Origin of the sequence: Bradyrhizobium sp. USDA 4532, from assembly GCF_024171315.1 — a bacterium.
GTDB lineage: Bacteria > Pseudomonadota > Alphaproteobacteria > Rhizobiales > Xanthobacteraceae > Bradyrhizobium > Bradyrhizobium australafricanum.
In genome coordinates this window covers 5,302,929-5,329,314 of sequence record NZ_JALJZN010000001.1, presented here as the reverse complement: position 1 = coordinate 5,329,314, position 26,386 = coordinate 5,302,929, and the positions used below count along the sequence as shown (strand labels likewise).

22 protein-coding genes and 1 riboswitch are annotated in these 26,386 nt (G+C 64.3%); of the genes, 9 read left to right on the top strand and 13 right to left on the bottom strand.

From position 1 onward, the window contains the following. Positions 1–234: 234 nt before the first annotated feature. The 9 genes from J2R76_RS24560 to J2R76_RS24520 all read right to left on the bottom strand — a co-directional run bounded on the left by J2R76_RS24560 (position 235) and on the right by J2R76_RS24520 (position 10,082). A complete protein-coding gene (locus J2R76_RS24560) occupies positions 235–1,461 on the bottom strand; it encodes an ABC transporter substrate-binding protein (RefSeq protein WP_057016010.1) in 1,227 nt (408 codons plus the stop codon). Between the two features lie 155 nt (positions 1,462–1,616). Then, positions 1,617–2,843 carry an ABC transporter substrate-binding protein gene (locus J2R76_RS24555; RefSeq protein ID WP_076832477.1) on the bottom strand — a complete coding sequence of 409 codons (1,227 nt, stop codon included), beginning with the start codon at positions 2,841–2,843 and terminating at the stop codon, positions 1,617–1,619. 280 nt (positions 2,844–3,123) lie between these two features. Next, positions 3,124–4,350, bottom strand: a complete 1,227-nt coding sequence (locus J2R76_RS24550) for an ABC transporter substrate-binding protein (RefSeq protein WP_253625105.1) — start codon at positions 4,348–4,350, stop codon at positions 3,124–3,126. Positions 4,351–4,468: 118 nt separating this feature from the next. Next, entirely contained in the window at positions 4,469–5,698 is a 1,230-nt protein-coding gene (locus tag J2R76_RS24545; RefSeq protein WP_028338101.1) for an ABC transporter substrate-binding protein, read from the bottom strand. 29 nt (positions 5,699–5,727) lie between these two features. Then, positions 5,728–6,744: a branched-chain amino acid ABC transporter permease gene (locus tag J2R76_RS24540; protein ID WP_057016013.1), complete on the bottom strand. Its 1,017-nt coding sequence runs from the start codon at positions 6,742–6,744 to the stop codon at positions 5,728–5,730. A 2-nt stretch (positions 6,745–6,746) separates the two neighbouring features. Then, positions 6,747–7,625 (bottom strand): branched-chain amino acid ABC transporter permease, encoded by an 879-nt coding sequence (locus tag J2R76_RS24535; RefSeq protein ID WP_028339071.1) that lies wholly within the window; start codon positions 7,623–7,625, stop codon positions 6,747–6,749. A 13-nt stretch (positions 7,626–7,638) separates the two neighbouring features. Further along, positions 7,639–8,352, bottom strand: a complete 714-nt coding sequence (locus J2R76_RS24530; RefSeq protein ID WP_253625104.1) for an ABC transporter ATP-binding protein — start codon at positions 8,350–8,352, stop codon at positions 7,639–7,641. After that, positions 8,349–9,146 carry an ABC transporter ATP-binding protein gene (locus J2R76_RS24525; protein ID WP_016847575.1) on the bottom strand — a complete coding sequence of 266 codons (798 nt, stop codon included), beginning with the start codon at positions 9,144–9,146 and terminating at the stop codon, positions 8,349–8,351. The genes J2R76_RS24530 and J2R76_RS24525 overlap by 4 nt, the downstream gene beginning before the upstream one ends. Before the next feature lie 69 nt (positions 9,147–9,215). After that, positions 9,216–10,082: an IclR family transcriptional regulator gene (locus J2R76_RS24520; RefSeq protein WP_018269093.1), complete on the bottom strand. Its 867-nt coding sequence runs from the start codon at positions 10,080–10,082 to the stop codon at positions 9,216–9,218. Between the two features lie 180 nt (positions 10,083–10,262). Between J2R76_RS24520 and J2R76_RS24515 the strand changes: the two genes are divergently transcribed. From J2R76_RS24515 to J2R76_RS24490, 6 genes are all read left to right on the top strand, one after another. Next, positions 10,263–12,359, top strand: coding sequence for a 3-hydroxyacyl-CoA dehydrogenase NAD-binding domain-containing protein (locus J2R76_RS24515; protein ID WP_253625103.1), 2,097 nt, complete (start codon positions 10,263–10,265; stop codon positions 12,357–12,359). Between the two features lie 143 nt (positions 12,360–12,502). Then, positions 12,503–14,206 carry a dicarboxylate--CoA ligase PimA gene (gene pimA, locus J2R76_RS24510; RefSeq protein WP_253625102.1) on the top strand — a complete coding sequence of 568 codons (1,704 nt, stop codon included), beginning with the start codon at positions 12,503–12,505 and terminating at the stop codon, positions 14,204–14,206. After that, on the top strand, positions 14,203–15,390 hold the full coding sequence (locus J2R76_RS24505) for an acetyl-CoA C-acyltransferase (RefSeq protein WP_253625101.1): 1,188 nt from the start codon (positions 14,203–14,205) through the stop codon (positions 15,388–15,390). The genes pimA and J2R76_RS24505 overlap by 4 nt, the downstream gene beginning before the upstream one ends. A 159-nt stretch (positions 15,391–15,549) precedes the next feature. Further along, positions 15,550–16,740 (top strand): pimeloyl-CoA dehydrogenase large subunit, encoded by a 1,191-nt coding sequence (gene pimC, locus J2R76_RS24500; protein ID WP_057016017.1) that lies wholly within the window; start codon positions 15,550–15,552, stop codon positions 16,738–16,740. A 185-nt stretch (positions 16,741–16,925) separates the two neighbouring features. Further along, the gene (pimD, locus tag J2R76_RS24495; protein WP_253625100.1) at positions 16,926–18,071 is read left to right on the top strand and encodes a pimeloyl-CoA dehydrogenase small subunit; all 1,146 of its coding nucleotides are present in this window, start codon (positions 16,926–16,928) and stop codon (positions 18,069–18,071) included. A 123-nt stretch (positions 18,072–18,194) separates the two neighbouring features. Further along, positions 18,195–18,968 (top strand): SDR family NAD(P)-dependent oxidoreductase, encoded by a 774-nt coding sequence (locus tag J2R76_RS24490; RefSeq protein ID WP_253625099.1) that lies wholly within the window; start codon positions 18,195–18,197, stop codon positions 18,966–18,968. Between the two features lie 51 nt (positions 18,969–19,019). On the opposite strand, the gene J2R76_RS24485 is transcribed toward J2R76_RS24490, so the two are convergent. Then, positions 19,020–20,213 carry an O-succinylhomoserine sulfhydrylase gene (locus J2R76_RS24485; protein ID WP_253625098.1) on the bottom strand — a complete coding sequence of 398 codons (1,194 nt, stop codon included), beginning with the start codon at positions 20,211–20,213 and terminating at the stop codon, positions 19,020–19,022. Between the two features lie 76 nt (positions 20,214–20,289). Next, a riboswitch (SAM riboswitch) is annotated at positions 20,290–20,369 on the bottom strand. Positions 20,370–20,503: 134 nt separating this feature from the next. On the opposite strand from J2R76_RS24485, the gene J2R76_RS24480 reads away from it, so the two are divergent. From J2R76_RS24480 to J2R76_RS24470, 3 genes are all read left to right on the top strand, one after another. Further along, positions 20,504–21,610 carry a 2'-deoxycytidine 5'-triphosphate deaminase gene (locus J2R76_RS24480; RefSeq protein ID WP_057016021.1) on the top strand — a complete coding sequence of 369 codons (1,107 nt, stop codon included), beginning with the start codon at positions 20,504–20,506 and terminating at the stop codon, positions 21,608–21,610. 163 nt (positions 21,611–21,773) lie between these two features. Continuing rightward, positions 21,774–22,823, top strand: a complete 1,050-nt coding sequence (locus tag J2R76_RS24475; RefSeq protein ID WP_057016022.1) for a hypothetical protein — start codon at positions 21,774–21,776, stop codon at positions 22,821–22,823. Positions 22,824–22,952: 129 nt separating this feature from the next. Beyond that, a complete protein-coding gene (locus J2R76_RS24470; RefSeq protein ID WP_057016023.1) occupies positions 22,953–24,395 on the top strand; it encodes an MATE family efflux transporter in 1,443 nt (480 codons plus the stop codon). A gap of 181 nt (positions 24,396–24,576) precedes the next feature. On the opposite strand, the gene J2R76_RS24465 is transcribed toward J2R76_RS24470, so the two are convergent. The 3 genes from J2R76_RS24465 to J2R76_RS24455 all read right to left on the bottom strand — a co-directional run bounded on the left by J2R76_RS24465 (position 24,577) and on the right by J2R76_RS24455 (position 26,377). Next, complete coding sequence (locus J2R76_RS24465) at positions 24,577–24,993, bottom strand: SRPBCC family protein (RefSeq protein WP_076832454.1); 417 nt, start codon at positions 24,991–24,993, stop codon at positions 24,577–24,579. A gap of 129 nt (positions 24,994–25,122) precedes the next feature. After that, on the bottom strand, positions 25,123–25,482 hold the full coding sequence (locus tag J2R76_RS24460) for a VOC family protein (protein ID WP_016843721.1): 360 nt from the start codon (positions 25,480–25,482) through the stop codon (positions 25,123–25,125). A 55-nt stretch (positions 25,483–25,537) separates the two neighbouring features. After that, a complete protein-coding gene (locus tag J2R76_RS24455) occupies positions 25,538–26,377 on the bottom strand; it encodes an AraC family transcriptional regulator (RefSeq protein WP_076832452.1) in 840 nt (279 codons plus the stop codon). Positions 26,378–26,386: the final 9 nt, after the last annotated feature.

The window sequence follows — 26,386 nt, the reverse complement described above, 5'->3', positions numbered from 1 at the left end:
CAAGGGCGCCGGTTTCTTGTCGGGGGTCTTGCCGGTTTACCTAGCGTATTGCCGGGCAAAGTGTAAGCGGGCATTGCCCGGGCCGGCGTGCGAGCAGGCCATGGCTTTAAATTCCGGTTTCCGACGCGTTTTCTTCGCGCGAATCGGTACCCGCTTCGCCCGGAAATGCGCCGACAAAAAGCCCCCTGCGAGGGTATCGCAGGGGGCCTTTCCCGGTCGAGGGGCGGCGGGAGATCAGCCGCCGACGTCGGCGCTGATGACCTCGCCGAACAGTTCCCATTTCTCGCCCTTGAACTTCATCAGCTGCAGCTGGCTGATCGGCGCGAAATCGTTCGCCGCGGTGTTGATCTTGACGCCAGGCAGCAGCACCTCGGTGCGGAAGTCCTTCAGGCTCGCGGCCTGCTTCATGATGTTCTCGCGGGTGAGGTTGTCGCCGCACTGTTTCAGCACCTGGACCAGCGTCTGCGCCACGCCGAAGCCGACCACGGTGCCGCCGTCGAGCTTGTCGCCTTCGGGGAAGTCCTTGGCCATGAAGGCGTAGAACTCCTTCATGCCGGGGTCATTGTCCCATTGCTTGTCGGAGGCGTCCTTCAGGTAGGCGGCGGAGATGATGTCCTGCGCGTTCTCGAAGCCGGCCGGCTTGATCACGCTGCCGACCGAGGCCGACACGTTGTTGAGGAAGTGGGTCGGCTTCCAGCCGATCTCGGCGACCTTCTTGATCGCCTGGGCCGCGAATTTCGGCGTCGCGATGTCGATGAAGACGTCGGCGTTGCTCGCCTTCAGCTTGACGATGTTGCTGTCGATGGTCGGCTGGGAGGTCTCGAAGCTTTCTTCCGCGACGATCATGCTGGCGGCCTTCTGGCCGAGCCCGTCCTTCAGGCCCTTCAGATAATCCTTGCCGTAATCGTCATTCTGGTAGAGCACCGCGATCTTGGCGTTCGGCATGTTCTTCAGGATGTACTTGGCGTAGATCTGGGTCTCGCTCTGGTAGTTGGGCTGCCAGCCCATGGTCCAGGGAAAGTCCTTCGGGTCGTTCCACTTGGTGGCGCCGGTGGCGACGAACAGCTGCGGCACCTTCTTGGAGTTCATGTATTTCTGGATCGCCGAGTTCGACGGCGTGCCGAGCGAGTTGAAGATCAGCAGCACCTCGTCGCTCTCGACCAGCTTGCGGGCCTGTTCCACGGCCTTCGGCGGCGAGTAGGCGTCGTCATAGGAGATGAAGTTGATCTTGCGGCCGTTGATGCCGCCGGCGTCGTTGACCTTCTTGAAATAGGCGGCCTCGGTGCGGCCGATGACGCCATAGGCGGACGCCGGGCCGCTGTAGGGCATGATGTTGCCGATCTTGATCTCGGTATCGCTGGCGCCGGTGTCGTATTTCTTCTGGGCAAGCGCAGCGCTGCCGGATGTCGCGACGAGCGCGAGCGCGGCCCCGAGGACCGCAAGTTTCTTGGTAGCGGACATCTATGTCTCTCTCCCTGTTTGTCATGTGTCTCGGCCCTCTTGCTTGGAGAGCTCTTTATTTGGCTGCAGTGATTATCATTTTAGGCGGTTCGCCTCAATGAGAAGCCCCTGCGGCAAACGCCGCAGGGGCGGTATCTTTGGTCGACCTTCCCGGCCTAACCGCCGACGTCGGCGCTCAAGACTTCGCCGAAGCGCTCCCAGGTCTCGCCCTTGAAGCGGATCAATTGCAGTTGCGAAAGCGGCGCGAAATCGGTCGCCGAGGTGTTGACCTTGACGCCGGGCAGCAGGCCGCCGGGCTCGTAATCGCGAATGCTGGCCGCCTGCTTCATGATGTTCTCGCGGGTCAGATTGTCACCGCAGGCCTTGAGCACGTGGACCAGGCCCTGCGAGACGATATAGGCGTACATCACGGAGGCATCGGCCCGGTTCGCTTCCGGATAGTACTTATCGAGGAATTCGTTCCAGGCGATCATCGCCTTGTCGGTCTTCCACTGCGCGTCGGTCGGATCCTTGAAATATTGCGACGAGACGATGTCCTGGGCGTTCTCGAAGCCCGCGGGCTTGATCACGCTGCCGATCGATCCGGAGACGTTGTTGAGGAAGTGCAGCGGCTTCCAGCCGAGCTCGGCATTCTTCTTGATCGCCTGTGCGGCGAACTTCGGCGTCGTGATGTTGAAGAATACGTCGGCGCCGGAGGCCTTGAGCCTGACGATGTGGGAGTCGATGGTCGGCTCCGTCACCTCATAGCTGTCCTCGGCGACGATCATCGACGCGGCCTTGGCGCCGAGCCCGTCCTTGAATCCCTTCAGATAGTCCTTGCCGTAGTCGTCGTTCTGGTAGAGCACCGCGATTTTGGCATCCGGCTTGTTCTTCAGGATGTACTTCGCATAGATGATGGACTCGCTCTGGTAGTTGGGCTGCCAGCCCATCGTCCAGGGGAAATTCTGCGGGTCGTTCCACTTGGTGGCGCCGGTGGCGACGAACAGTTGCGGCACCTTCTTCTGGTTCATGTATTTTTGGATCGCCGAGTTCGGTGGCGTGCCGAGCGAATTGAAGATCAGCAGTACCTCGTCGCTCTCGACCAGCTTGCGCGCCTGCTCGACCGTCTTCGGCGGAGTGTAAGCGTCGTCGTAGCTGATGAAGGTGATCTTGCGGCCGTTGATGCCGCCCTCGGCGTTGATCTTGCGGAAATAGGCCTCCTCGGTCTTGCCGATCACGCCATAGGCTGAGGCCGCTCCGCTATAGGGCATGATGTTGCCGATCTTGATCTCGGTGTCGGAGGCGCCGGTGTCGTATTTCTTCTGGGCAAGCGCCGCGCTGCCGGATGCGGCGACGAGCGCAAGCGCAGCAGCAAATGCCGTCAATTGTCGTATTGCAGACATGCCGTTTCTCTCCCTGATTGCCGATGATGTGTCGCGGCCCCCTGTTTCGAGGGCTCATTATTGGTCGTAAAAACTATCACCTTACCTGGGGTGTCTCAATGAAAAGCCCCTGCGGCATTGCCGCAGGGGCTTCGTCTTTGGTCGACCACCCTCAAGGCGGGCCGCTGCTCAAAAATCCGCCAACGCGTTCGCGTGTGCGTGGAGCCAACCGCGGAGATTGCGGTCGAGTAAAGCGACGCTGTTGAGTTGAGCGAGCGGATCGAACAGACCGACGTGACGATCAGTTGCTCAGATTGCTCGAAATGATGTCCCCGAACAGCTCCCACCTTTCGCCCTTGAACCGCATCAGGCGCAGTTGCTTGATCGGTGCGAAATCGGTGGCCGAGGTGTTGATGCTGATGCCCGGCAGCAGCGTGCCGGGGACGAAATCCTTCAGGCTTGCGGCCTGCTTCATGACATTGGCGCGGGTGAGGTCGTCACCGCACATCTCCAGCACCTTCACCATGGTCTGTGCGGCGGCGTAGCCGAACGAGGTGGCGCCGTCGAGCTTGTTGGCGTCGGGATAATTCTTCTTGAGGAAGGCGAGGAATTTTTCCATGCCGGGATCCTTGTCCCACTGCGGATCGGCGCCGTCCTTGAGATAGGATGCCGATAGGATACCCTGCGAATTCTCGAAGCCCGCCGGCTGCATCACGCCGCCGACCGACGCCGAGACATTGGCGACGATCTGCAACGGCGTCCACGCGATCTCGGCGGCCTTCTTGATCGCCTGTGCCGCGAATTTCGGCGTCGTGATGCTGACGAAGGTGTCGGCACCGGTGGCCTTCAGCTTGACGATGTGGCTGTCGATCGTGGGCTCGGATGTCTCGTAGGCCTCCTCGGCGACGATCATCGATGCCTTGTCGCCGAAGGCGTCCTTCAGGCCCTTGAGGTAGTCCTTGCCGAAATCGTCGTTCTGGTAGAGCACGGCGACCTTGGCGTCGGTCTTGTGCTTCATGATGTATTTTGCGTAGACCCGCGCCTCGTCCTGGTAGGACGGCTGCCAGCCCATGGTCCACGGATAATCTTTCGGGTCGTTCCACTTCGAGGCGCCGGAGGCGATGAACAGCTGCGGCACCTGCTTCTCGTTCATGTATTTCCGGATCGCCGCATTGGTCGCGGTCCCGACCGAGCCGAACAGCAGCAGCACTTCGTCGTTCTCGACCAGCTTGCGCGCCTGCTCCACCGTCTTGGGCGGCGAGTAGCCGTCATCGTAGGAGATGAACTTGATCTTGCGGCCGTGGACGCCGCCGGCATCGTTGATCATCCTGAAGTAGGCGGCCTCGGTCTTGCCGATCGTGCCATAGGCCGAGGCGGGGCCGCTGTAGGGCATGGTGTTGCCGATCTTGATCTCGGTGTCGCTGGCCCCGGTGTCGTATTTCTTCTGCGCCAGCGCGACATTGCAGCTCGTCAGGATCAGAGCGAATGCGGACAACAGCGCCGTCAGGGACGGACGTGCGGCAGTCATGGTTTCCCCACCTCGGGTTCTTTGTTTGGAGTATTCAATACCATCGGCGCGGGGCGTCAACAAAAAGCCCCCGCGACGGATATCGCGGAGGCTGTTGTTTTATTCCCGCAGTGCAACGTCACTCGGAGGGGACGTCGCCGGAAATGATGTCGCCGAACAGTTCCCACTTCTGCCCCTTGAAGCGCTGCATCTGCAGCTGGGCGATCGGGGCGAAGTCGGTGGCCGACGTGTTGATCTTGACGCCGGGCAGCAGGGTGTCAGGCGTAAAGTCCTTCAGGCTCGCTGCCTGCTTCATGACGTTGGCGCGGGTGAGATCGTCGCCGCACATTTCGAGCACCTTGGCGAGCGTCTGTGCGGCGCCATAGCCGTACACATAGCCGCCGTCGGTCTTGTCGGCGCCCGGCATGTACTTGTCGAGAAACTCGGCCCACTTCTTCATGCCGGGGTCGTTGTTCCACTGCGTGTCGGCACCGTCCTTGGCGTAGGCCGCCGACAGCACGCCCTGCGCGTTGTCGAAGCCGGCCGGCTGCATCACGCTGCCGACCGAGGCCGACACGTTGGTGATGATCTGCAGCGGCTTCCAGCCGAGCTCGGCGGTCTTCTTGATGGTCTGCGCGCCGAACTTCGGCGTGGTGTAGATCAGCAGCACGTCGGGATTGGCGGCCTTGATCTTGACGATGTGGCCGTCGATCGACGGCTCCGAAATCTCGTAGCTCTCCTCCATGATGATGCTAGAGGCCGCCTTGGCGCCAAAGCCGTCCTTGGTGCCCTTGAGGTAGTCTTTGCCGAAATCGTCGTTCTGATAGAGGATCGCGATCTTGGCGTCGGGCTTCTCCTTCATCAGCCACTTGGCGTAGATCTGCGCTTCGCTCTGGTAGCTCGGCTGCCAGCCCATGGTCCACGGGAAGTTCTTCGGGTCGTTCCACTTGGTGGCGCCGGTCGCGACGAACAGCTGCGGGATCTTCTTGGAATTCAGGTATTTCTGGATCGCGGTGTTGGACGGGGTGCCGAGCGGGTTGAAGACGAGCAATACCTCGTCGCTCTCGACCAGCTTGCGCACCTGCTCGACCGCCTTCGGCGGCGAATAGGCGTCGTCATAGCTGACGAAATTGACCTTGCGGCCGTTGATGCCGCCGCGATCGTTGATCATCTTGAAGTAGGCTTCTTCGGTCTTGCCGATCACGCCATAGGCGGAGGCTGGTCCCGAATAGGGGATGATGTTGCCGACCTTGATCTCGGTATCGCTTGCGCCGGTGTCGTATTTCTTTTGGGCGAATGCGGCAGTGGACGTCGCGGCAACAGCGACGATCGCCGCGGAAATCGCGGCGATCCGAACGGTAGAAAGCATAATATCTCCTGGTTTGCTTCTATAGGCTGTCAGTTTTTCTTGAACTTTGCGGCCAGTTGCTGGGCAACGATCGCAACCTGCCTGGCGCCGTGCGGCACGAGGAAGATGACGAGGAACAGCAGCACGCCGAACACCGCGCCCGAAAGGCCCTTCGAAATACCCTCGGCGATGTTGGGCACGAAGATGATGAAGGCGGAGCCTACGATCGAGCCGGGCAGCCAGCCGACGCCGCCGACCACCATGCCGAGGAACAGCGAGATCGCGAGCTGGATGGTGTAGCCGTCGGGCGCCACGAACTGCACTGCGATGGCGCCGAGACCGCCGGCAACGCCGGTGATGCCGGCCGAGACGCCGAACGCCAGCGTCTTGTACAGCGCGACGTCGACGCCCATCGCGGAAGCCGCGATCTCGTTGTCGCGGATCGCCATGAAGGCGCGGCCGGAGCGCGAGCGCAGCAGGTTCACCGAAGCGATATAGATCGCGATCGTGACCACCAGCGTGAAGTAATACAGCCACATGTCCTGCCCCATCGGCAGGCCGAACGGCGCATCCGGCTTGGTGACCACGAGACCCTGCACGCCGCCGGTCCAGTGCTCGAAATAGCCCAGCTTCAGAAGCTGAGGCATCGCGGTGGCTAGCGCAAAGGTCGCGAGCGCCAGATAGACGCCGGATAGCCGCAGCGCCGGCTGGCCGAACAGGAAGCCGAAGGCGAAGCAGACGATGCCGGCGATCGGCAGCGTGAGGGCATAGTTCATGCCCACATGCTCCATCAGGATCGCCGAGGTATAGGCGCCGACGGCATAGAACGCGCTCTGGCCGAGCGAGAACTGGCCGCTTCCGCCGGTCAGGATGTTGAGCGCCAGCACCGCAAGGCCGTAGATCAGAAGCATCGTCATCTGGAAGATGATGAAGTTCTTCACGAACAGCGGGATCAGGACGAGCGCGGCGAGCACCACGAGCGAGGTGCCATAGCCGAGCGTCATGGCGCGCTTGGGAACGGCCTCGACTGCGGAGCCTTCTGTGACGATTTCTTCAGCGGCGCTCATGATCAAACTCGCTTCACGATGGCGCGGCCGAACAGGCCTGCCGGTTTCACGACCAGGACGACGATGATCAGCGCAAGCGCGATCGGAAGTTTCAGTTCATTGCCGACGCCGGGGATGTAGGTGCCGACGAGGTTCTCGAAGACGCCGACCAGGAAGCCACCCATGACGGCGCCGAACGGGCTCGACAGGCCGCCGAGCACGGCTGCGGCAAATCCATAGATCAGCACGCCGAGCATCATGTTAGGCTCGAGGAACACCACAGGTGCGATCATCATGCCGGCGATCGAGCCGATCGAGGCGGCCATGCCCCAGCCCAGCGCGATCATCCACGAGGTGTTGATGCCGACCAGCCGGGCCGATTCCGGCAGCGATGCGGCGGCGCGCATCGCAAGACCGACCCGGGTGAAGCGGAAGAAGAAGAACAGCAGGAGCAGCATCAACAGCGTGATGCCGATCATGCCGGCCTGGTGGGTCGAGATCAGCTGGCTGCCGAGGAACGGTGAGGAACCGAACGGCGTCGGATACTGCTTGATGGTGAAGTCCCAGATCAGGCCGGCGACCGAGTTGATGATCGCGTAGAGCGCGATGAAGCCGGCGACGTTGGTCAGGATCGGCGCCTTCGCCAGCGGCTTGAACAGCAACCGCTCGATGACGATGCCGGCGGCGAACGAAAAGGCGACGGTGAGCACGAAGGCGCCCCAATATGGCACGCCCCATTGCATCAGCTGCCAGGACACGAAGGTCGAGAACATCGCCATTTCGCCCTGGGCGAAATTCAGATGGTCGATGGCCTGGTAGATCATGACCACCGCGAGCGCCATGCAGGCATAGATCGCGCCGGTGGCGATGCCGGCCAGGACCTGGTTGGCAAAAAGCTCCATTGTGCCAGCTCCCTCAGTAGCCGAGATAGGATTTGCGGACGTCTTCGTTGTTCGCGATGTCCTTGGCATTGCCCGACATCACGATCCGTCCGGTTTCGATCACGTAGGCCTGGTCGGCGAGCTCGAGCGCGAGCTGCGCATTCTGCTCGACCACCAGGATGGTCACCTTTTCCTCGCGATTGATCTTTCCGAGGATGCGGAACAGGTCGCGCACGATCAGCGGCGCGAGGCCGAACGACGGCTCGTCGAGCAGCATCAGGCGCGGCCGCAGCATCAGCGCGCGCGCCACCGCGAGCATCTGCTGCTCGCCGCCGGACAGCGTGCCGGCCTGCTGGGTGTAGCGCTGCTTCAGCACCGGGAAATGCTCGTACATCCGTTCGATGTCGGCGCCGATCGCCCTCTTGTCCGGGCGGCTGATGGCGCCGAGCTGCAGGTTTTCCTCCACCGTCATGTTGGTGAAGGTGCCGCGGCCCTGCGGCACGTGGGCGATGCCGAGGCGGACCACGTTTTCGGTCGAGCGCGTGCCGATCGGCTTGCCCTCGAACTCGATCGCGCCGGTGGAGCGCACCATGTTGCAGATCGCCCGCAGTGTGGTGGTCTTGCCGGCGCCGTTGGCGCCGAGCAGCGTGGTCAGCGAGCCCTCGTTGAGCGAAAAGGAGAGGCCGTGCAGGGCCTGGACCTGGCCGTAATAGGCGCGCAGGTCCTTGACGTTGAGCATCGTGGTCATTGGTCCTTGCTCCCCAGATAGGCCTTGATGACATCAGGGTCGGCCTGGACCTGGGCCGGCGTGCCTTCGGCAAGCTTGCGGCCGAAATTGAGCGCGACGACGTGGTCGGCGATCGACATCACGAGACCCATGTGATGCTCGACCAGCAGCACGGTGATCTTGCGGTCGTCGCGGATTTTGCGGATCAGGTCGCCGAGCACATAGACTTCTTCGTGATTGAGGCCGCCGGCCGGCTCGTCGAGCAGCAGGATCTTCGGATCCGCGGCCAGGGCGCGCGCCAGTTCGACGCGCTTCTGGGTGCCGAACGGAAGTCCCGAGACCACGGTGTGGGCGACGTCCTCGAGATCGAGATAGCCGAGGATGTCGTGCACCTTCTTGTTCATGTCGGTCTCGCCGCGGCGGACCCAGGCGAGGCGCAGCGAGTCGCTGACGATGTCGCTCGAGGTGCGCGCATGCGCGCCGACGCGCACATTGTCGATCACGGACAGGTTGGGGAACAGCGCGACGTTCTGGAAGGTGCGGCCGATGCCGATCTCGGCGATCCGGTGCGGCGGGCGCGACAGGATGCTCTTGCCTTCCATCAGGATGTCGCCCGACGACGGCTGATAGAGCCGCGACAGGCAATTGAACAGCGTCGTCTTGCCGGCGCCGTTCGGCCCGATCAGCCCGAGGATCTGTCCATGGCGCATGTCGAACGACACGCCGTTCAGTGCGATGATGCCGCCGAACACGACGCTGACGTCGCGAACCGCGAGCAGGGGATCATTCCCCTGCGCGAGCTGTGCCTGCGTCATCTCGTCTCGCCCGCCGTCTTCGAGCGGTGCGAGCGGCCCTGCGATGCGTTTCGCTGGACGTGATGGAGGCTATCTGATCCCCTCGGCCAAACGTGCAACTTTCCCTCCTACTCTGGTCTTTTTGCGTTCTTCTTTTTTGGATTGCGGCGCCATTCCACCGAGCGCCTGCTCGATGTTCCTTACCATCGCGACAAGACGAGGTCCAATGTCGTTGAGCAATCTGTCTTCCGTGAAGCGGAATGCCGGCGCGCCGCAATTGAAGGCGTAAGGACCGGTTCCGTCGTTCAATCTCAATGCAACGCCGACTGCGGCGACGTCGTTCTGCCAGTCGCCTGCGGACATCGTGAAGCCGTGCTTCGCGACCGTCTCGCCGGAGCGCTCGATGCCGTCGCGCATCTTGGCCCAGCGGCTGCCGTAGTGATCCCGCAGCTCACGCAGTAAAGCCGCGCGCTCGTCGGGCGGCAATGCCCAAATATAAGCACGCCCCATCGCGGTGGTTGCGATCGGCACCCGCGAGCCGACGTCGAGTTGTACGCCGAGCGCCAGGCCGTTCCGGCTCTGGCCGAAATAAATCATGCTGTGGCGGTCGCGGCCGCCGACGGCGACCGCTCCGCCGGTCGCGCGCATCACTTCTTCTCGATAGGGCTCGGACAAATGCCGAACACCGAGATTGGCGAGCGCGGCGTAGCCGAGTGCCATCGCCGACGGCGCGAGTTGGTACTTCTCGAACTTCGGTACAGGTGTAAGGTATCCCAGCTTGGTCAGCGTGTAGGTCAGCCGGGAAATGGTTGGCTTCGGTAACTTGGTGCGGGCCGCAATCTCCTGATTGCCGAGCAACCCGTCATTGGGTTGGAATGCGCGCAGGACGTCCAGTCCGCGGGAAAGGGCGACGACGAAATTGCGATCGGTCGCGGCTTTCTTGCTAGCGCGCTTCATCCCTATCCTTGCCCTGCCCTTGTCATGCTCGTTGACAAGGCACGTGCTTCAAAATAACCCTCCATGTCAAGATGTGGAATTAAATTTCGCAGTGCGAAATTGGTCTAATCGTAGCGGCTCAACGCAAGTCGTGCAGCTACTCAACACAAGTCCAAGAACAAGCATCCAGGGAGAGTCCCGGTGAGTGAAGTCGTCAAGCTCGAACGTCATGACAATATTGCCGTCGTCACGGTCAACAGTCCGCCTGTGAATGCGCTGAGCGCCGCGGTGCGCGGCGGCATCTTCGAGTGCATCAAGAGCGCGATCGATGATGCGCAGGTCCAGGGCATCGTGCTGACCTGCGCCGGCCGTACCTTCATCGCCGGCGCCGACATCACCGAATTCGGCAAGCCGCCGAAGCCGCCCGGGCTCGCCGAAGTGCTGAGCCTGATGGAGAGCTCGCCGAAGCCGATCGTTGCCGCGATCCACGGCACCGCGCTCGGCGGCGGCCTCGAGGTCGCGCTGGCCTGCCACTACCGTGTCGCCACCAAGGACGCCAAGCTCGGTCTGCCCGAGGTGAAGCTCGGCCTGCTGCCCGGCGCCGGCGGCACCCAGCGCCTGCCGCGCGCGGTCGGTCCCGAGCTCGCGGTCAAGATGATCGTCGGCGGCGATCCGATCGGCGCGGACGCGGCGCTGAAGGCCGGCCTGATCGAGGAGATCGTCGAGGGACCGGCTTCGGGCGGTGAGGCATTCGCGCGCAAGGTGGTCGCCGAGAAGCGTCCGCTGCGCAAGCTGCGCGACGACGACAGCAAGCTCGCCGCGGCCAAGGCCGATCGTTCGATCTTCACCAATGCGGTCGCTGCGCTGACCAAGAAGTCGCGCGGCCTCGAGGCGCCGTTCGCCGCTGCCGACGCCGTCGGCGCCGCGATCGACCTGCCGTTCGATGAGGGCATGAAGAAGGAGCGCGAGGGCTTCCTCAAGCTGATGAACGGCGACCAGTCCAAGGCACAGCGCTACGCGTTCTTCGCCGAGCGCGAAGCCGCCAAGATCTCCGGCGTCCCCGAGGGCACCAAGGGCCGCAACGTGGCGCGCGTCGCCATCCTCGGCGCCGGCACCATGGGCGGCGGCATCGCGATGTCGTTCGCCAACGCCGGCATCCCGGTCACCCTGATCGAGACCGGCGAGGAGCAGCTCAAGCGCGGCATGGGCATCATGCAGAAGAACTACGAGGCGACCGCCGCGCGCGGCGGCATCCCGGCGGACGCGCCCGCCAAGCGGATGGCGCTGATCAACGGTGTCGTCGGCATCGAGAACGTCGGCGACGCCGATCTCGTGATCGAGGCGGTGTTCGAGACCATGGCGGTGAAGAAGGAAGTGTTCGGCAAGCTCGACCAGTACGCCAAGCCGGGCGCGGTGCTGGCCTCCAACACCTCCTATCTCAACATCGACGAGATCGCGAAGTCGACCAAGCGTCCGCAGGACGTGCTCGGCATGCACTTCTTCTCGCCGGCTAACGTCATGAAGCTGTGCGAGATCGTGCGCGCCGACAAGACCGCGCCCGACGCGCTGGTCACGGCCGTCTCGATCGCCCGCAAGATCGCCAAGGTGCCGGCAGTGGTCGGCGTCTGCGACGGCTTCGTCGGCAACCGCATGCTGGCGCAGCGCGGCAAGCAGTCCGAGAAGCTGCTGTTCGAAGGCGCCCTGCCGCAACAGGTCGACGCCGTGGTGACCAAGTTCGGCATGCCGATGGGCCCGTTCGCGATGGGCGATCTCGCCGGTCTCGACATCGGCTGGCGCTCGCGCAAGGACCGCGGCATCAAGTCGGAGATCGCCGACGCGCTGTGCGAAGCCGGCCGCTTCGGCCAGAAGACAGGCAAGGGCTACTACAAGTACGAGCCGGGCTCGCGCGCGGCGCTGCCCGATCCGGAGGTCGAGAAGCTGATCGACGAGACGCTGGCGCGCCTCGGCCGCAAGAAGCGCGTCGTCAGCGACGACGAGATCCTCGAGCGCATGATGTACCCGATGATCAACGAAGGCGCGAAGATCCTCGCCGAGGGCATCGCGGCGCGCCCGTCGGATATCGACGTGGTCTGGCTCTATGGCTATGGCTGGCCGATCTATCGCGGCGGTCCGATGTTCTGGGCCGACACCGTCGGCCTCAAGCACATCGCCGATCGCCTGGCCTTCTACGCCAAGGAGACCAACGATCCCTCGCTCGAGCCGGCGCCGCTGCTCAAGAAGCTCGCCGACGAGGGCAAGACCTTCGCCTCGCTCGCCGCGCCGTCGAAGGCGGCGTGATTGGCCGACTGTAACCACGTGTCATTCCGGGATGCGCCGTAAGGCGCAGACCCGGAATCTCGAGATTCCCCGATGCGCAAATTGCGCATCTTAGGTTCACGCTGCGCGTGCCACGGAATGACAGTTTCCAGAGTCTGGTTTTCATGACCTATCCCGGCGAACAATATTATCCCAAGGGCGTGCAGTGGAGCGACGAGATCACGCGCGGCACGCTGCCGGACCTGCTGTCGAGCGCCGCCGCCGAGTTCGGCGCGCGCCCGGTGCTCGAATTCCGCGACCGGCCGATCAGCTACGCCGAGCTGGAGGCCCTGGTCGAGACCGCCGCCGCTTCCTTCATGCGGACCGGCTACGGCAAGGGAACGTCGGTCGCGCTGTTCCTCGGCAATTCGCCTGACCATCCGATCAATTTCTTCGGTGCGCTGAAGGCCGGCGCCCGCGTCGTGCATCTGTCGCCGCTCGACGGCGAGATCGCGCTGTCGCACAAGCTGTCCGATTCAGGCGCGCGGGTGCTGGTCACCAGCAATTTGTCGGCGCTGTTGCCGACCGCGCTGAAATTCCTCGCCAAGGGTCTGCTCGATCGTCTGATCGTCTGCGAGGACGACAATTGGGGCAAGGTCGGCACGCCGCAAACGGCGCTGCCCGACAATCCCGCGATCATCACCCATCGCCAGTTCATCGACGGCGCGACCAGGCCGTCGCAATGGCCGGCGGTCGACGTCGAGGACGTCGCGCTGCTGCAATATACCGGCGGCACTACGGGCCTGCCCAAGGGCGCCATGCTCAGCCATGGCAATCTCACCGCGGCGGTGTCGATCTACGACGTCTGGGGCAAGCCCGGGCGGCTCGAACGCAATGCGATCGAGCGCGTGATCTGCGTGCTGCCGCTGTTTCACATCTACGCGCTGACCGTCGTCCTGCTGTCGGCGATCCGGCGCGGCCATCTGATCTCGCTGCACCAGCGCTTCGACGTCGAGGCCGTGATGCGCGACATCGAGGTCAAGCGCGCAACGGTGTTTCCCGGCGTGCCGACGATGTGGATCGCGATCGCCTCGCTGCCCGATCTCGACAAGCGCGATCTCTCTTCGCTGGTGGTCGCCGGCTCCGGCGGCGCGCCGCTGCCGGTGGAGGTCGCGAAGATCTTCGAGCGCCGCGTCGGCATGAAGCTGAAGAGCGGCTGGGGCATGACCGAGACCTGCTCGCCCGGCACCGGCCATCCCAAGGAGGGACCGGAGAAACCAGGCTCGATCGGGCTGATGCTGCCCGGCATCGAGATGGACGTCGTGTCGCTGGAGGATTCCACCAGGGTGATGCCGGTCGGCGAGGTCGGCGAGATCCGCATCCGCGGCCCGAACGTCACCAAGGGCTACTGGAACAGGCCGGCGGAGACCGCGGAGGCTTTCGTCGGCGACCGCTTCCTCACCGGCGACATCGGCTACATGGACGCCGACGGCTATTTCTATCTGGTCGACCGCAAGAAGGACATGATCATCTCCGGCGGCTTCAACGTCTATCCGCAGATGATCGAGCAGGCGATCTACACCCATCCTGCCGTGCAGGAGGTGATCGTGATCGGCATTCCCGACGATTACCGCGGTGAGGCGGCAAAGGCCTTCATCAAGCTGCGCGACGGCGAGAAGACCTTCTCGATCGACGAGCTGCGTGCATTCCTCACCGGCAAGGTCGGTAAGCACGAACTGCCGGCGGCCGTCGAGTTCGTCGACGAATTGCCGCGCACCCCGGTCGGCAAGCTGTCGCGTCACGAATTGCGCCAGCAGCAGCCCAAGACTGCTCAAACCGAGACATCTCAATCCACGCAACAACAGACTGCATCAGGATCTCGCTCATGACCGACGCCGTTATCGTCTCCACCGCCCGCACGCCGATCGGCAAGGCCTATCGCGGCGCGCTCAACGTCACCGAGGGCGCGACCTTGCTCGGGCACGCGATCGGCGAAGCGGTGGCGCGCGCCAAGGTCGATCCGAAGGAGATCGAGGACGTGGTGATGGGCGCGGCGATGCAGCAGGGCGCGACCGGCGGCAACATCGCGCGCAAGGCACTGCTCCGCGCCGGGTTGCCGGTGACCGTTGCCGGCACCACGATCGACCGCCAATGCGCCTCCGGCCTGCAGGCGATTGCGCTCGCCGCACGCTCGGTGATCTTCGACGGCGTCGAGATCGCGGTCGGCGGCGGCGGTGAATCGATCTCGCTGGTGCAGAACGACAAGATGAATTCCTTCCACGCCCAGGATCCGGCGCTGCTCAAGATCAAGGGCGAGGTCTACATGCCCATGATCGACACTGCCGAGATCGTCGCCAAGCGCTACAACATCTCGCGCGAGAGGCAGGACGAGTATGGGCTGGAAAGCCAGCGCCGCACCGCGGCCGCGCAGCAGGGCGGCAAGTTCAAGGAAGAGCTCGCGCCGATCACCACCATGATGGCGGTCACCGACAAGGCGACCGGTGCCGTCACGATGAAAGAGGTGACGCTGTCGCAGGACGAAGGTCCGCGGCCGGAGACCACGGCCGAAGGGCTTGCCAGCCTCAAGCCGGTGCGCGGAGAGGGCTTCACCATCACCGCCGGCAATGCCAGCCAGCTCTCGGACGGCGCCAGCGCCTCCGTGATCATGAGCGACAAGGAGGCCGCCAGGCGCGGGCTGAAGCCGCTCGGCATCTTCCGCGGCTTCGTCTCCGCCGGCTGCGAGCCGGACGAGATGGGCATCGGTCCGGTGTTCGCGGTGCCGCGGCTGCTGAAGCGCCATGGCCTCAAGTTCGACGACATCGATCTCTGGGAGCTCAACGAGGCCTTCGCGGTGCAGGTGCTCTATTGCCGCGACAAGCTCGGCATCGATCCGGAGAAGATCAACGTCAATGGCGGCGCGATTTCGGTCGGCCACCCCTACGGCATGTCGGGTGCGCGGCTCACCGGCCACGCGCTGATCGAGGGCCGCCGCCGCAAGGCCAAATACGCCGTCGTCACCATGTGCGTCGGTGGCGGCATGGGCGCGGCCGGCCTGTTCGAGGTGCTGCAGTAGGATTGTCGTCCCGGCGAAGGCCGGGACCCATACGCCGCGGCTTCTCTTTGGGCACATGCGGCAGCCGGCGTTGTCAAACACGAAAGCCGGTGGTTATGGGTCCCGGCCTTCGCCGGGACGACCAGGAAAGAAGCAGTTGAATTTCAAAAGGAGGATCCGATGGATCTCGCTTTCACCAAGGAAGAGATAGCGTTTCGCGAGGAGGTGCGGGAGTTCTTCAAGAACAACGTGCCGCCGGAGACCCGGCGCAAGCTGCAGGAAGGCCGCCATCTGTCGAAGGACGAGATGGTCACCTGGTGGCGCATCCTCAACAAGAAGGGCTGGGGCGTCACCCACTGGCCGAAGGAATATGGCGGCACCGGCTGGAGCACCGTGCAGCACTACATCTTCAACGAGGAGCTGCAGTCCTATCCGGCGCCGCAGCCGCTCGCCTTCGGCGTCAGCATGGTCGGCCCGGTGATCTACACCTTCGGCAACGAGAAGCAAAAGAAGGAATATCTGCCGCGCATCGCCAATGTCGACGACTGGTGGTGCCAGGGCTTCTCGGAGCCGGGCTCGGGTTCGGACCTCGCGTCGCTGAAGACCAAGGCCGAGCGCCGTGGCGACAAGTGGATCATCAACGGCCAGAAGACCTGGACCACGCTCGCCCAGCACGCCGACATGATCTTCTGCCTCTGCCGCACCGATCCGGCCGCGAAGAAGCAGATGGGTATCTCGTTCATCGTGTTCAGCATGAAGTCGAAGGGCGTCACCGTGCGTCCGATCCAGACCATCGACGGCGGCCACGAGGTCAACGAGGTGTTCTTCGACGACGTCGAGGTGCCCTACGAGAACCTGATCGGCGAAGAGAACAAGGGCTGGGATTACGCAAAATTCCTGCTCGGCAATGAGCGCACCGGCATCGCCCGGGTCGGCGTGTCGAAGGAGCGGCTGCGCCGCATCCGCGCGCTGGCCTCCAAGGTCGAGGCCGGCGGCCGTCCGGTGATCGAGGATCCGGCGTTCCGCGAGAAGCTCACGGCCTGCGAGATCGAGCTGAAGGCGCTCGAGCTGACCCAGCTCCGCGTCGTCGCCGACGAGGGCAAGCACGGCAAGGGCAAGCCCAATCCGGCGTCCTCGGTGCTCAAGATCAAGGGCTCGGAGATCCAGCAGACCACGACCGAGCTGTTGATGGAGATCATCGGTCCGTTCGCCGCGCCCTATGACGAGCACGGCGATGCCGGTTCCAACGAGAGCATGGATTGGACCGCGCAGATCGCGCCGAGCTACTTCAACAACCGCAAGGTTTCGATCTACGGCGGCTCCAACGAGATCCAGCGCAACATCATCAGCAAGGCGGTGCTGGGGCTTTGATCCTCTCCCTCTCCCCGCTCTTCGCGGGGAGAGGGTTGGGGTGAGGGGCATCTCTCCGAGCAACGACTGCCGAGAGACCTGTACCCCCTCACCCGGATCGCTTCGCGATCCGACCTCTCCCCGCAAGCGGGGCGAGGTGAAGAGGCCCCGGCTTGAACAACGATCAGTTAGTTAAGGGAACGAACATGGATTTTGATCTGTCCGAGGAGCAGCGGCTTCTCAAGGAAAGCGTCGACGGGTTGCTGGCGGATGCCTACGACTTCGATGCGCGCAAGAAGTACATGAAGGAGAAGGGCGGCTGGAGCAAAGCGCTCTGGAGCAAGCTCGCCGAGCAGGGCCTGCTTGGTCTGCCCTTCGCGGAGACCGACGGCGGCTTTGGCGCCGGCGCGGTCGAGACCATGATCGTGATGGAAGCGCTCGGCAAGGCGCTGGTGGTCGAGCCTTATCTCGCCACCGTCGTGGTCGCCGGCAGTTTCCTGCGCCATGGTGGCTCGGCCGAGCAGAAGGCCAAGTACATTCCCGGCATCATCGACGGCAGCAGGACCTTTGGCTTCGCCCAGCTCGAGAAGAACTCGCGCTATGACCTCTTCGACGTCGTCACCAGCGCGAAGAAGAAGGGCGACGGCTGGGTGATCGACGGCGAGAAGTTCGTGGTGCTCAACGGCGAGAACGCCGACACGCTGATCGTGACCGCGCGCACCAAGGGCGGCCAGCGCGACAAGACCGGCATCGGCGTGTTCCTGGTCCCAGCGGATGCCAAGGGCGTCACCAGGAAGGGCTATCCGACCCAAGACGGCCTGCACGCGGCCGACATCACCTTCACCAATGTCGAGGTCGGTGCTGACGCTGCGATCGGCGATCCCGAGAACGGCCTGCCCCTGATCGAGCGCGTCGCCGACGAAGCCCGCATTGCGCTGTGCGCGGAAGCGGTCGGCGCGATGGACGAGTCGCTGAAGGAGACGGTCGAGTACATCAAGACCCGCAAGCAGTTCGGCGTTGCGATCGGCTCGTTCCAGAGCCTGCAGCACCGTGCCGCCGACATGTTCGTGGCGCTGGAGCAGGCCCGCAGCATGTCGATGTTCGCCACCATGGCGTCGGACTTCGACGATGCCAAGGAGCGTGCGTCGGCGGTCGCCGCCGCCAAGGTGCAGGTCGGCAAGTCCCTGAAGTTCGTCGGCCAGCAGTCGATCCAGCTTCATGGCGGCATCGGCATGACCATGGAAGCCAAGATCGGCCACTACTTCAAGCGGCTGACCATGATCGAGAACACCCTCGGCGACACCGACTACCACCTCCGCCGCGTCAGCGAGGGCGGTGGGTTGTTGGCCTGAGCCATCTCCGTCATTCCGGGGCTCGCGAAGCGAGAACCCGGAATCTGGCGCCGTAACCTCTGGATTCCGGGTTCGCGACTGCGTCGCGCCCCGGAATGACGTGCAAATAACAGGGAAACAACAATGAAAAACACCCCGTTCGATCTCACCGGCCAGGTCGCGGTCATCACCGGCTCGAGCCGCGGCATCGGCCGCTCCTCGGCGGAGCTTCTGGCAAGACTCGGCGCCAAGGTCGTGATCTCCTCGCGCAAGGCGGATGCCTGCCAGGAAGTCGCCGACGGCATCAAGAACGCGGGCGGCGATGCGCTCGTCATCCCCTGCAACATCGCGCGCCGCAACGAGGTCGAGGCGCTGGTCTCGGGGACGATCAAGCATTACGGCAAGATCGACATCCTGGTCTGCAACGCCGCGGTCAATCCCTATTACGGCCCGCTGCTCGACATCACCGACGAGGCCTTCGACAAGATCATGGGCTCCAACGTCAAGAGCAACATCTGGCTGTCCGCACTGGCGATCCCGCAGATGGCAGAGCGCGGCAAGGGCTCGGTCGTGATCATCTCCTCGATCGGCGGACTTCGGGGTTCTACGGTGATCGGCGCCTACGGCATCTCCAAGGCCGCCGACTTCGCGCTGTGCCGCAGCCTTGCCGGCGAGTGGGGCCCGAAGGGCGTGCGCGTCAATTGCGTGGCGCCGGGCCTGGTGAAGACCGATTTCGCCCGCGCGCTGTGGGAGGACCCGGACAATCTGAAGCGCCGCACGGCGTCGACGCCGCTCCGCCGCATCGGCGAGCCCGACGAGATCGCCGGCGCCGTGGCCTATCTCGCCTCCGATGCCTCGACCTTCATGACCGGCCAGACCATCGTGGTCGACGGCGGCGTCACGACGGCTGCGACTTAATCTTCAAGAGAAGCCGTCATGGCCGGGCAAGCCCGGCCATGACGCGTTGCTTCAAACCTGCTCCAGCGCGCGCTCAAAATCCTCGATCAGGTCGTCGGGATGCTCGAGCCCGGCCGAGAAGCGAATGAAACCTTCGCTGATGCCGAGCTCGGCGCGGGCCTCGGGTGCCAGGCGCTGATGCGTCGTGGTCGCGGGATGCGTGACGAGGCTCTTGGCGTCGCCGAGATTGTTGGAGATGCGCGAGATCTTCAGGGCGTTGAGACAGCGGAAGGCGCCGGCCTTGCCGTCCTTCACCTCGAAGCCGACCAGCGTCGAGCCGGCGCCCATCTGCTTCTTCACCGTCGCGGCCTGCGGATGATCGGGACGGCCGGGATAGACCAGCCGCGTGATCTTCGGATGCTTGGCCAGCGCCTCGGCGATCTTCGCCGCGTTCTCGGTCTGGGCGCGGACGCGGACGCCGAGCGTCTCCAGCCCCTTCAGCAGCACCCAGGCGTTGAACGGCGACAGCGACGGCCCGGTCTGGCGCATGAAATTATGGATGTGCTCGGCGATGAAGGCCTCCGACGACAGGATGACGCCGCCGAGGCAGCGGCCCTGGCCGTCGATATGCTTGGTCGCGGAATAGACCACGACGTCGGCGCCGAGCGACAGCGGGCTCTGCCAGATCGGCGTCGCGAACACGTTGTCGACGATCAGCCGGGCGCCGCCGCTATGCGCGATCTCTGCGATCGCGCCGATGTCGAGCACGTCGAGCGTCGGATTGGTCGGGCTCTCCAGGAAGAAGGTCTTGGTGTTCGGCCGCAATGCGCGCTGCCACTGGTCGAGATCGAGGCCGTCGACCAGCGTCGTCTCGATGCCGTAGCGCGGCAACAGGTCCTGCACCACGTAGAGGCAGGAGCCGAACAGGGCCTTCGAGGCCACCACATGATCGCCGGCCTTCAGCGGGGCGAGGATCGCGGTGGTCACCGCGGCCATGCCGGTCGCGGTCGAGCGCGCGGCTTCCGCGCCCTCGAGCTCGATCATGCGGCGCTCGAACATCGCAATGGTCGGGTTGGAATAGCGCGAATAGATGAAGCCGGGGTCCTGGCCCTTGAAGCGCGCCTCGCATTGCTCGGCGGTGTCGTAGACGTAGCCCTGGGTGAGAAACAGCCCTTCCGACGTCTCCCCGAATTGCGAGCGCAGCGTACCGCCATGGACGAGACGGGTTTCGGGACGAAAGCGGGCCGTGGTTTCAGATTCAGACATGTGACCTCCGAGGTGGCCATTTCCCCTGGAGAATGGCCACAAAAAAACCGGCCTGGAGCAACCTCCACAAGCCGGGATCACACTGTCCCCGGCCTGTTTAGCGACTTATTTAACGTGGCTGCAAGCCGGCCGGCTCAAATCACCACGGGATAAGTGCAGCTGATATTCCCTCGCGCCCTTTCCGTCAAGACGGTCATCGGATAACCCGTAAAAGCCCATATTTTGGGGCTTGATGGCCGCCTGGAGTATGATTTTTGGGCCATCTCGAGGGATCGCCGAGGGACCGCATCGTGTCGTTCACGCTGGAAGATGAATCCAACGGAATCCTGCCCGACCGCATGATCGCGGAGATGGCGGAGGCCGGCCTCATTCTGCCCGCCTATGACTTCGTCGAGAGCCAGATCCAGCCGGCCAGCCTCGATCTCCGCCTCGGCGACATTGCCTACCGCGTCCGCGCCAGCTTCCTGCCGGGGCCCGATGCCACCGTCGCCGAGCGGATCGACGAGCTGAAGCTGCACGAGATCGATCTGTCCGACGGCGCGGTGCTGGAGACCAACTGCGTCTACATCGTGCCGCTGCTGGAGAGCCTGGCGCTGCCGCCGGAGATCGTGGCCGCGGCCAACCCGAAGAGCTCGACCGGACGGCTCGACGTCTTCACCCGCGTGATCGCCGACGGCACCCGCCGCTTCGACATGATCGGCGCCGGCTATCACGGGCCGCTCTACGCCGAGATCAGCCCGAAGACGTTTCCCGTGCTGCTGCGCGAGGGTTCGCGGCTCAGCCAGGTCCGCTTCCGGATCGGCGAGGCGACGCTGACCGCCGACGAGCTCGATGCGCTGCATGCCGCCGAGCGGCTGGTCGACGCCGCCAATGCCGATCTCACCCATGGCGTCGCGCTCTCGGTCGATCTCTCCGGCGAGAGCTCGGGCGGCTTCGTCGGCTATCGCGCCAAGCGCCATACCGGCGTGGTCGATGTCGATCGCCGCGGCGGCTATGCTGTCGACGACTTCTGGGAGCCGATCAAGGCCCGGCCCGACGGCAGTCTCATCCTCGATCCCGGCGAGTTCTACATCCTGGCGTCGAAAGAGGCGGTGCAGGTGCCGCCGGACTACGCCGCGGAGATGGTGCCGTTCGATCCGCTGGTCGGCGAATTCCGCGTCCATTATGCCGGCTTCTTCGATCCCGGCTTCGGCTATGCCGGCGCCGGCGGAAAGGGGGCGCGCGCCGTGCTGGAGGTGCGCTCGCGCGAGGTGCCGTTCATCCTCGAGCATGGCCAGATCGTCGGCCGCCTCGTCTATGAGCGGATGCTCGAGCGCCCCGACGCGCTGTACGGCCAGCGCATCGGCTCGAACTATCAGGCGCAGGGCCTGAAGCTCTCCAAGCATTTTCGCGTGTAATTCCGTTTCGCGCGCGTGTAATTCCGTAGCCCGGATGAAGCGCTAGCGAAATCCGGGGCGCTGCATACGCGCATTGAGCCGCCCCGGATTGCGCTTCGCTGCATCCGGGCTACGATTGCGCGCGCGAGGCTTTATCTCGCCAACAAGAACAGCGGGAGCAGACATGACCGGAGAGCAGGACGCGCGCGAAACGCAATGGCGGAAGTGGCGCAGCGTCGCCGATCTCTATCACGCCTTCTTCACCGGGCTGATCCTCACCGTCGTCACGCGGCGCGGCACGGCTGATGCCGCCGAGTTCGTCTTCCGCGTGTTTCGTCGCCAGCAGCAGGAGCGCTTCCTGCCCGGCTTGAAGAAGCTCGGCCTCGACAGCCTGCCGCCGGCGGTCGCGGCCGCGCAATATCATTACCTCTCCAACTGGATCGGCGGCGTGCATGTCGAATACATGTATGAGACCGACCGCAAGGCCTGGATCCGCTATCCGCCGCCGCGCTGGATCTGGAAGGGCACGGCGATCTGCGGCGTGCCCGGCGAGGTTTCGCGCGCGATGCTGCGCGGCTGGCACGCCAACAACGGCGTCGCGCTCGGGGACTTGCGGCTCGGCTTCGTCTGCACCAAGCAGAGTGTCGACGGCCAAGACGGCCTCGAAGGCTATTACTGCGAGTACGATCATCCGCTCGAGCTCGACCAGCGCCTGGTGTTCGCGCGCCATATCGAGGCGCCGCTATTCGATCCCAACACCGCGCCGGCGCTGCCGGTCGACAGCTGGCCGAAGCCGCGGCTGGAAAAGGCCTATCGCAACTACGCGATGGAATATGTGAAGACGGCCGCGCCGGTCATCGTGCAGGTGTTCGGCCCGGAGGATGCGAGCTATCTGCTGCATCTCACCGGCAGACTGATCGGCATGCAGTATTACGACGAGGTCGCGCAGGCGCTCGGCGGCCGCCGTGGCCGTGCCACGGAATTTGCCGCATTCCTGCGCACTCTCTTCGAGTCGCAGGACGATATTGCTGACATCACCGAATCCGAGGGCCAGTTCGAAATCCGCCAGCAGGGCTGGAAGCTGATGGCCGACGTGGCCGACTATCATCCGGCCTGCGCCAGCGTATTGACAGGCCTGTTCGAAGGGCTGGCCGCCGGCTGCGGGCGGCATATTCCGGTGCATCTGAAGCCGAACCGCGCCGCCGGCGCGCCGTTCGTCTGGTCGATCGGCTAGCCCCAAGGTTCATCCGGGTTCACCTGCAATCGCGCAGGCCCCCCTTGCGCCCCGCGCACGTGGATTCCGCCGCCGCCATGGTAGGGAAACACCATGGCGCGGCTCCCCAGATCGCGCGTGGGAGTAGAAATGTCCGATCTCGGCCTCGCCGAAATTCCTGTCGACGAACAAGAGCGGCCGCTGCCGCCGCCGGTGACCAAGCCGGCGCGCAATGCGCTGCTCGACGGGCCGATCCTGCGCACGCTGCTATGGCTGGCGTGGCCGAACGTGATCGCGCTCTCCGCCGGCACCTGCGTCGTGATCGCGGAGACTTCGTATATCGGCCGGCTCGGCGTCGAGTCGCTCGCGGCGATGGCGCTGGTGTTTCCCTGCGTGATCCTGACCATGACGATGTCCGGCGGCGCGATGGGCGGCGGCGTCGCATCCGCGATCGCGCGTGCGCTCGGTGCCGGCGAGATCGAGCGTGCCTCGACGCTGGCGATGCATGCGCTGCTGATCGGCCTGACCTTTGGTTTGACGTTCATGCTGGGCATGCTGATCTTCGGCCCGCGCCTGCTCGAACTGCTCGGCGGCCGGGGCAATGTGCTGGCGCAGGCGATCGCCTATTCGCAGGTGTTCTTCGGCGGCGCGATCCTGCCCTGGCTGATGAACACCATGGCCGGCATCCTGCGCGGCACCGGCAACATGAAGCTGCCGTCGACCATGATCCTGTCCTCGGCGGTGTGGCAGATCATTCTCGGCGGCACGCTCGGGCTCGGTCTCGGTCCGGTGCCGCAATTCGGCATGCGCGGCGTCGCCGCGGGGTCGCTGATCGCCTATTCGATCAGCATCAGCGTGATGGGCTGGTATCTGTTCTCGGGCCGTGCCCGCGTGAAGCCGAAACTCAAGGGGCTGCGCGTGCAATGGGCGATGTTCATCGACATCCTCAAGGTCGGCGCGGTGTCCTGCTTCTCGCCGTTGCAGTCGGTTCTGACGATCTCGATCTTCACCCACATGCTGGCGCAGTTCGGCACCGCGGTGCTCGCCGGCTACGGCATCGGCGCGCGGCTCGAATTCATGCTGACCTCCGTCGCCTTCGCGGTCGGCATCGCCTCGGTGCCGATGATCGGCATGGCGGTCGGCGCCGAGCGCGTCGCGCGCGCCCGGCGCATCGCCTGGACCGCGGGCACGGTGTCGTTCCTTGCGGTCGGCGTGGTCGGCAGCTTCATCGCCGTCTTCCCCGACCTCTGGGTCAATCTGTTCACCAATGATCCGCACGTGCGGGCGACCAGCCATCAATATCTCTCGACCGCCGCGCCGATGTACGCGTTCATCGGCCTTGCGATGTCGATGTATTTCTCCTCGCAGGGTGCCGCGAAGGTGCTGGGTCCGGTGCTGGCGCAGACAGCGCGGCTGATCTTCATCGGCACCGGCGGCTGGTGGCTGTCGACGCATGAGGCGAGCGCGCAGAACTTCTTCGCACTCGCCGCCGCCTCGATGGGCGTGCTCGGCGTGCTGTCCTGCCTCAGCGTGATCCTGACGCGCTGGGGCAAGTCGGCACCGGTCGCAGAAGTGCAGCCGGCGCTGTCGTAGATATTAAATCCGTCATCCTGAGGAGCCGCGAAGCGGCGTCTCGAAGGATCGACGGCCCAGGTGTTTCGGCGTGCGCTCGTAGAAACAGCGGGACTGTCGCCCTTCGAGACGGTCGCTTCGCGACCTCCTCAGGGTGACGGTCATAGTTCGAAATGCGCGGCCAGTCGCATGACCTAGCGGATCACGCCGCGCTCTTCTCCCTGGCCGATTTGGCCATCGCGGCTTGCATCGCCGCCGCGCCGAGATCCATCTGCGCGTCCATGTATGGCGCGACCTCGTGCGGCAGCACGTCGGCGATCCACACCACGCGGCAGCGCGTGTCGCCCTCGGCGAACACCTGCACCGAGGCGGAATGCTGCTTCAACCGCTCGCTGCTGATCGCATAGACCAGCCGCTTTCGCTGGTCGTCGCAATCGACCAGCGTCTCGCGCGCCACGGTGCCGTTGGAGAAGCTGACGGTGCGGACGTCGCCGTCCAGTTGCGTGTCAGTCACGAAGCCCGGCACTAGCCGCGTATGCAGTGCGCCGAAATCGCGCAACGCGTCCCAGACATGATCTGCCGGCGCGTCGATCGGGATATCCTTGTGAATGGAAGCCATTGTTCAATCCTCGTTGGTTTCAGATGTGTCGTCATTGCGAGGAGCGAAGCGACGAAGCAATCCACACCGCAGCAGGCGGAAAGATGGATTGCTTCGCTCCACTCGCAATGACGGCGGAGCTGTGGTGTGCTAGGTCGACACCGCCTCGACATTGTTGCCGTCGGGGTCGAGCAGGAACGCCGCGTAATAGGTCGGGCTGTAATCCTTGCGATGGCCCGCCGCGCCGTTGTCCTTGCCGCCGGCCTTCAGGCCTTCGGTATGGAATGTCTTGATCGCGTCATGGCTCGGGGCACGGAACGCAACGTGCGCGCCGCCTTGGGCCTTGCCCTTGTGCAAATGCAGCCAGAGCGCGGGCTCGCCCTTCGGGCCGAAACCGGCGCCGCTGTCGTCGCGCGAGCAGAGCACGAAGCCGAGTGGCGCCAGCACTGCGGTGTAGAAGCGCACGCTGGCGTCGAGGTCGGCAACGCGCAATCCGATATGGTCGTACATGAGGAATCTCCAGTCGCTAAGCGCATCGAAAGACGCGCGGACGGGAGCAGCCTAGCTATTGCAGCGCGAGACGTTCTTGGAAAATCTTGCGGTCGCCGCGCGAGGCCTGGCGGAACTTGAGCGGCGAGGCACCGGCGGCGCGGTGGAAGCTGCGCACGAAATTGGACAGATCGCCGAAACCGACGTCATAGGCGATGTCGGTGACCGGGCTGTCGTCATCCGCGAGCCGCCGCGCCGCATGGCGCAGCCGCGAGCGCACGAGATATTGATGCGGGGTGACGCCGAGCACGGCGGAAAACAGCCGCAGGAAATGGAAGGTGCTCAAGCCGGCCTGTTCGGCGGCCTCGTCGAGGTCGATCTGATGGTGTGAATTGGCGTCGATCCACAGCGCGGCCTCGACGGCGCGGCGGCGATCGCGCAAGCCTGCGGTGAGCGGCTTTGTCTTGCGGTCGGACACCAGCTCGACAAGGCGGCTGGTGAGGAGGTGGCCGATCTCGTCGAGACCGACGTCGCTGTTGCCAGCTGCCGCCGTTTGCGCGAGCTCGCCGATCACCATCAGTTCCGGCAGCGGCGGCACCGACCCGACCTGCCAGACCGCCGCGCGGTCGCCGATGGTCTCGACCAGCACCGGGTCGAGGAAGAACGACAGGCATTCGTCGCCGACCACGTGGTCGTGCGTGCAGGTGTATTCGTCGCCGGGATGGCCGACCAGGATCGAGCCTGCCACCAGCTCATGGAAGCGGCCGCGGCAATGGCAGCCGAAGCTGCCGCTGCGCACATAGGACACCGAGTGGGAGGCGAACTGCTCGGCGAACGGCTTGTCGCCGGGTTCCGCCGTGCAGCGGAACTCGTTCACCGTGATGCGATCGCGCTGCAGCAGCGTGGTTCGGACCATACCCCGGAT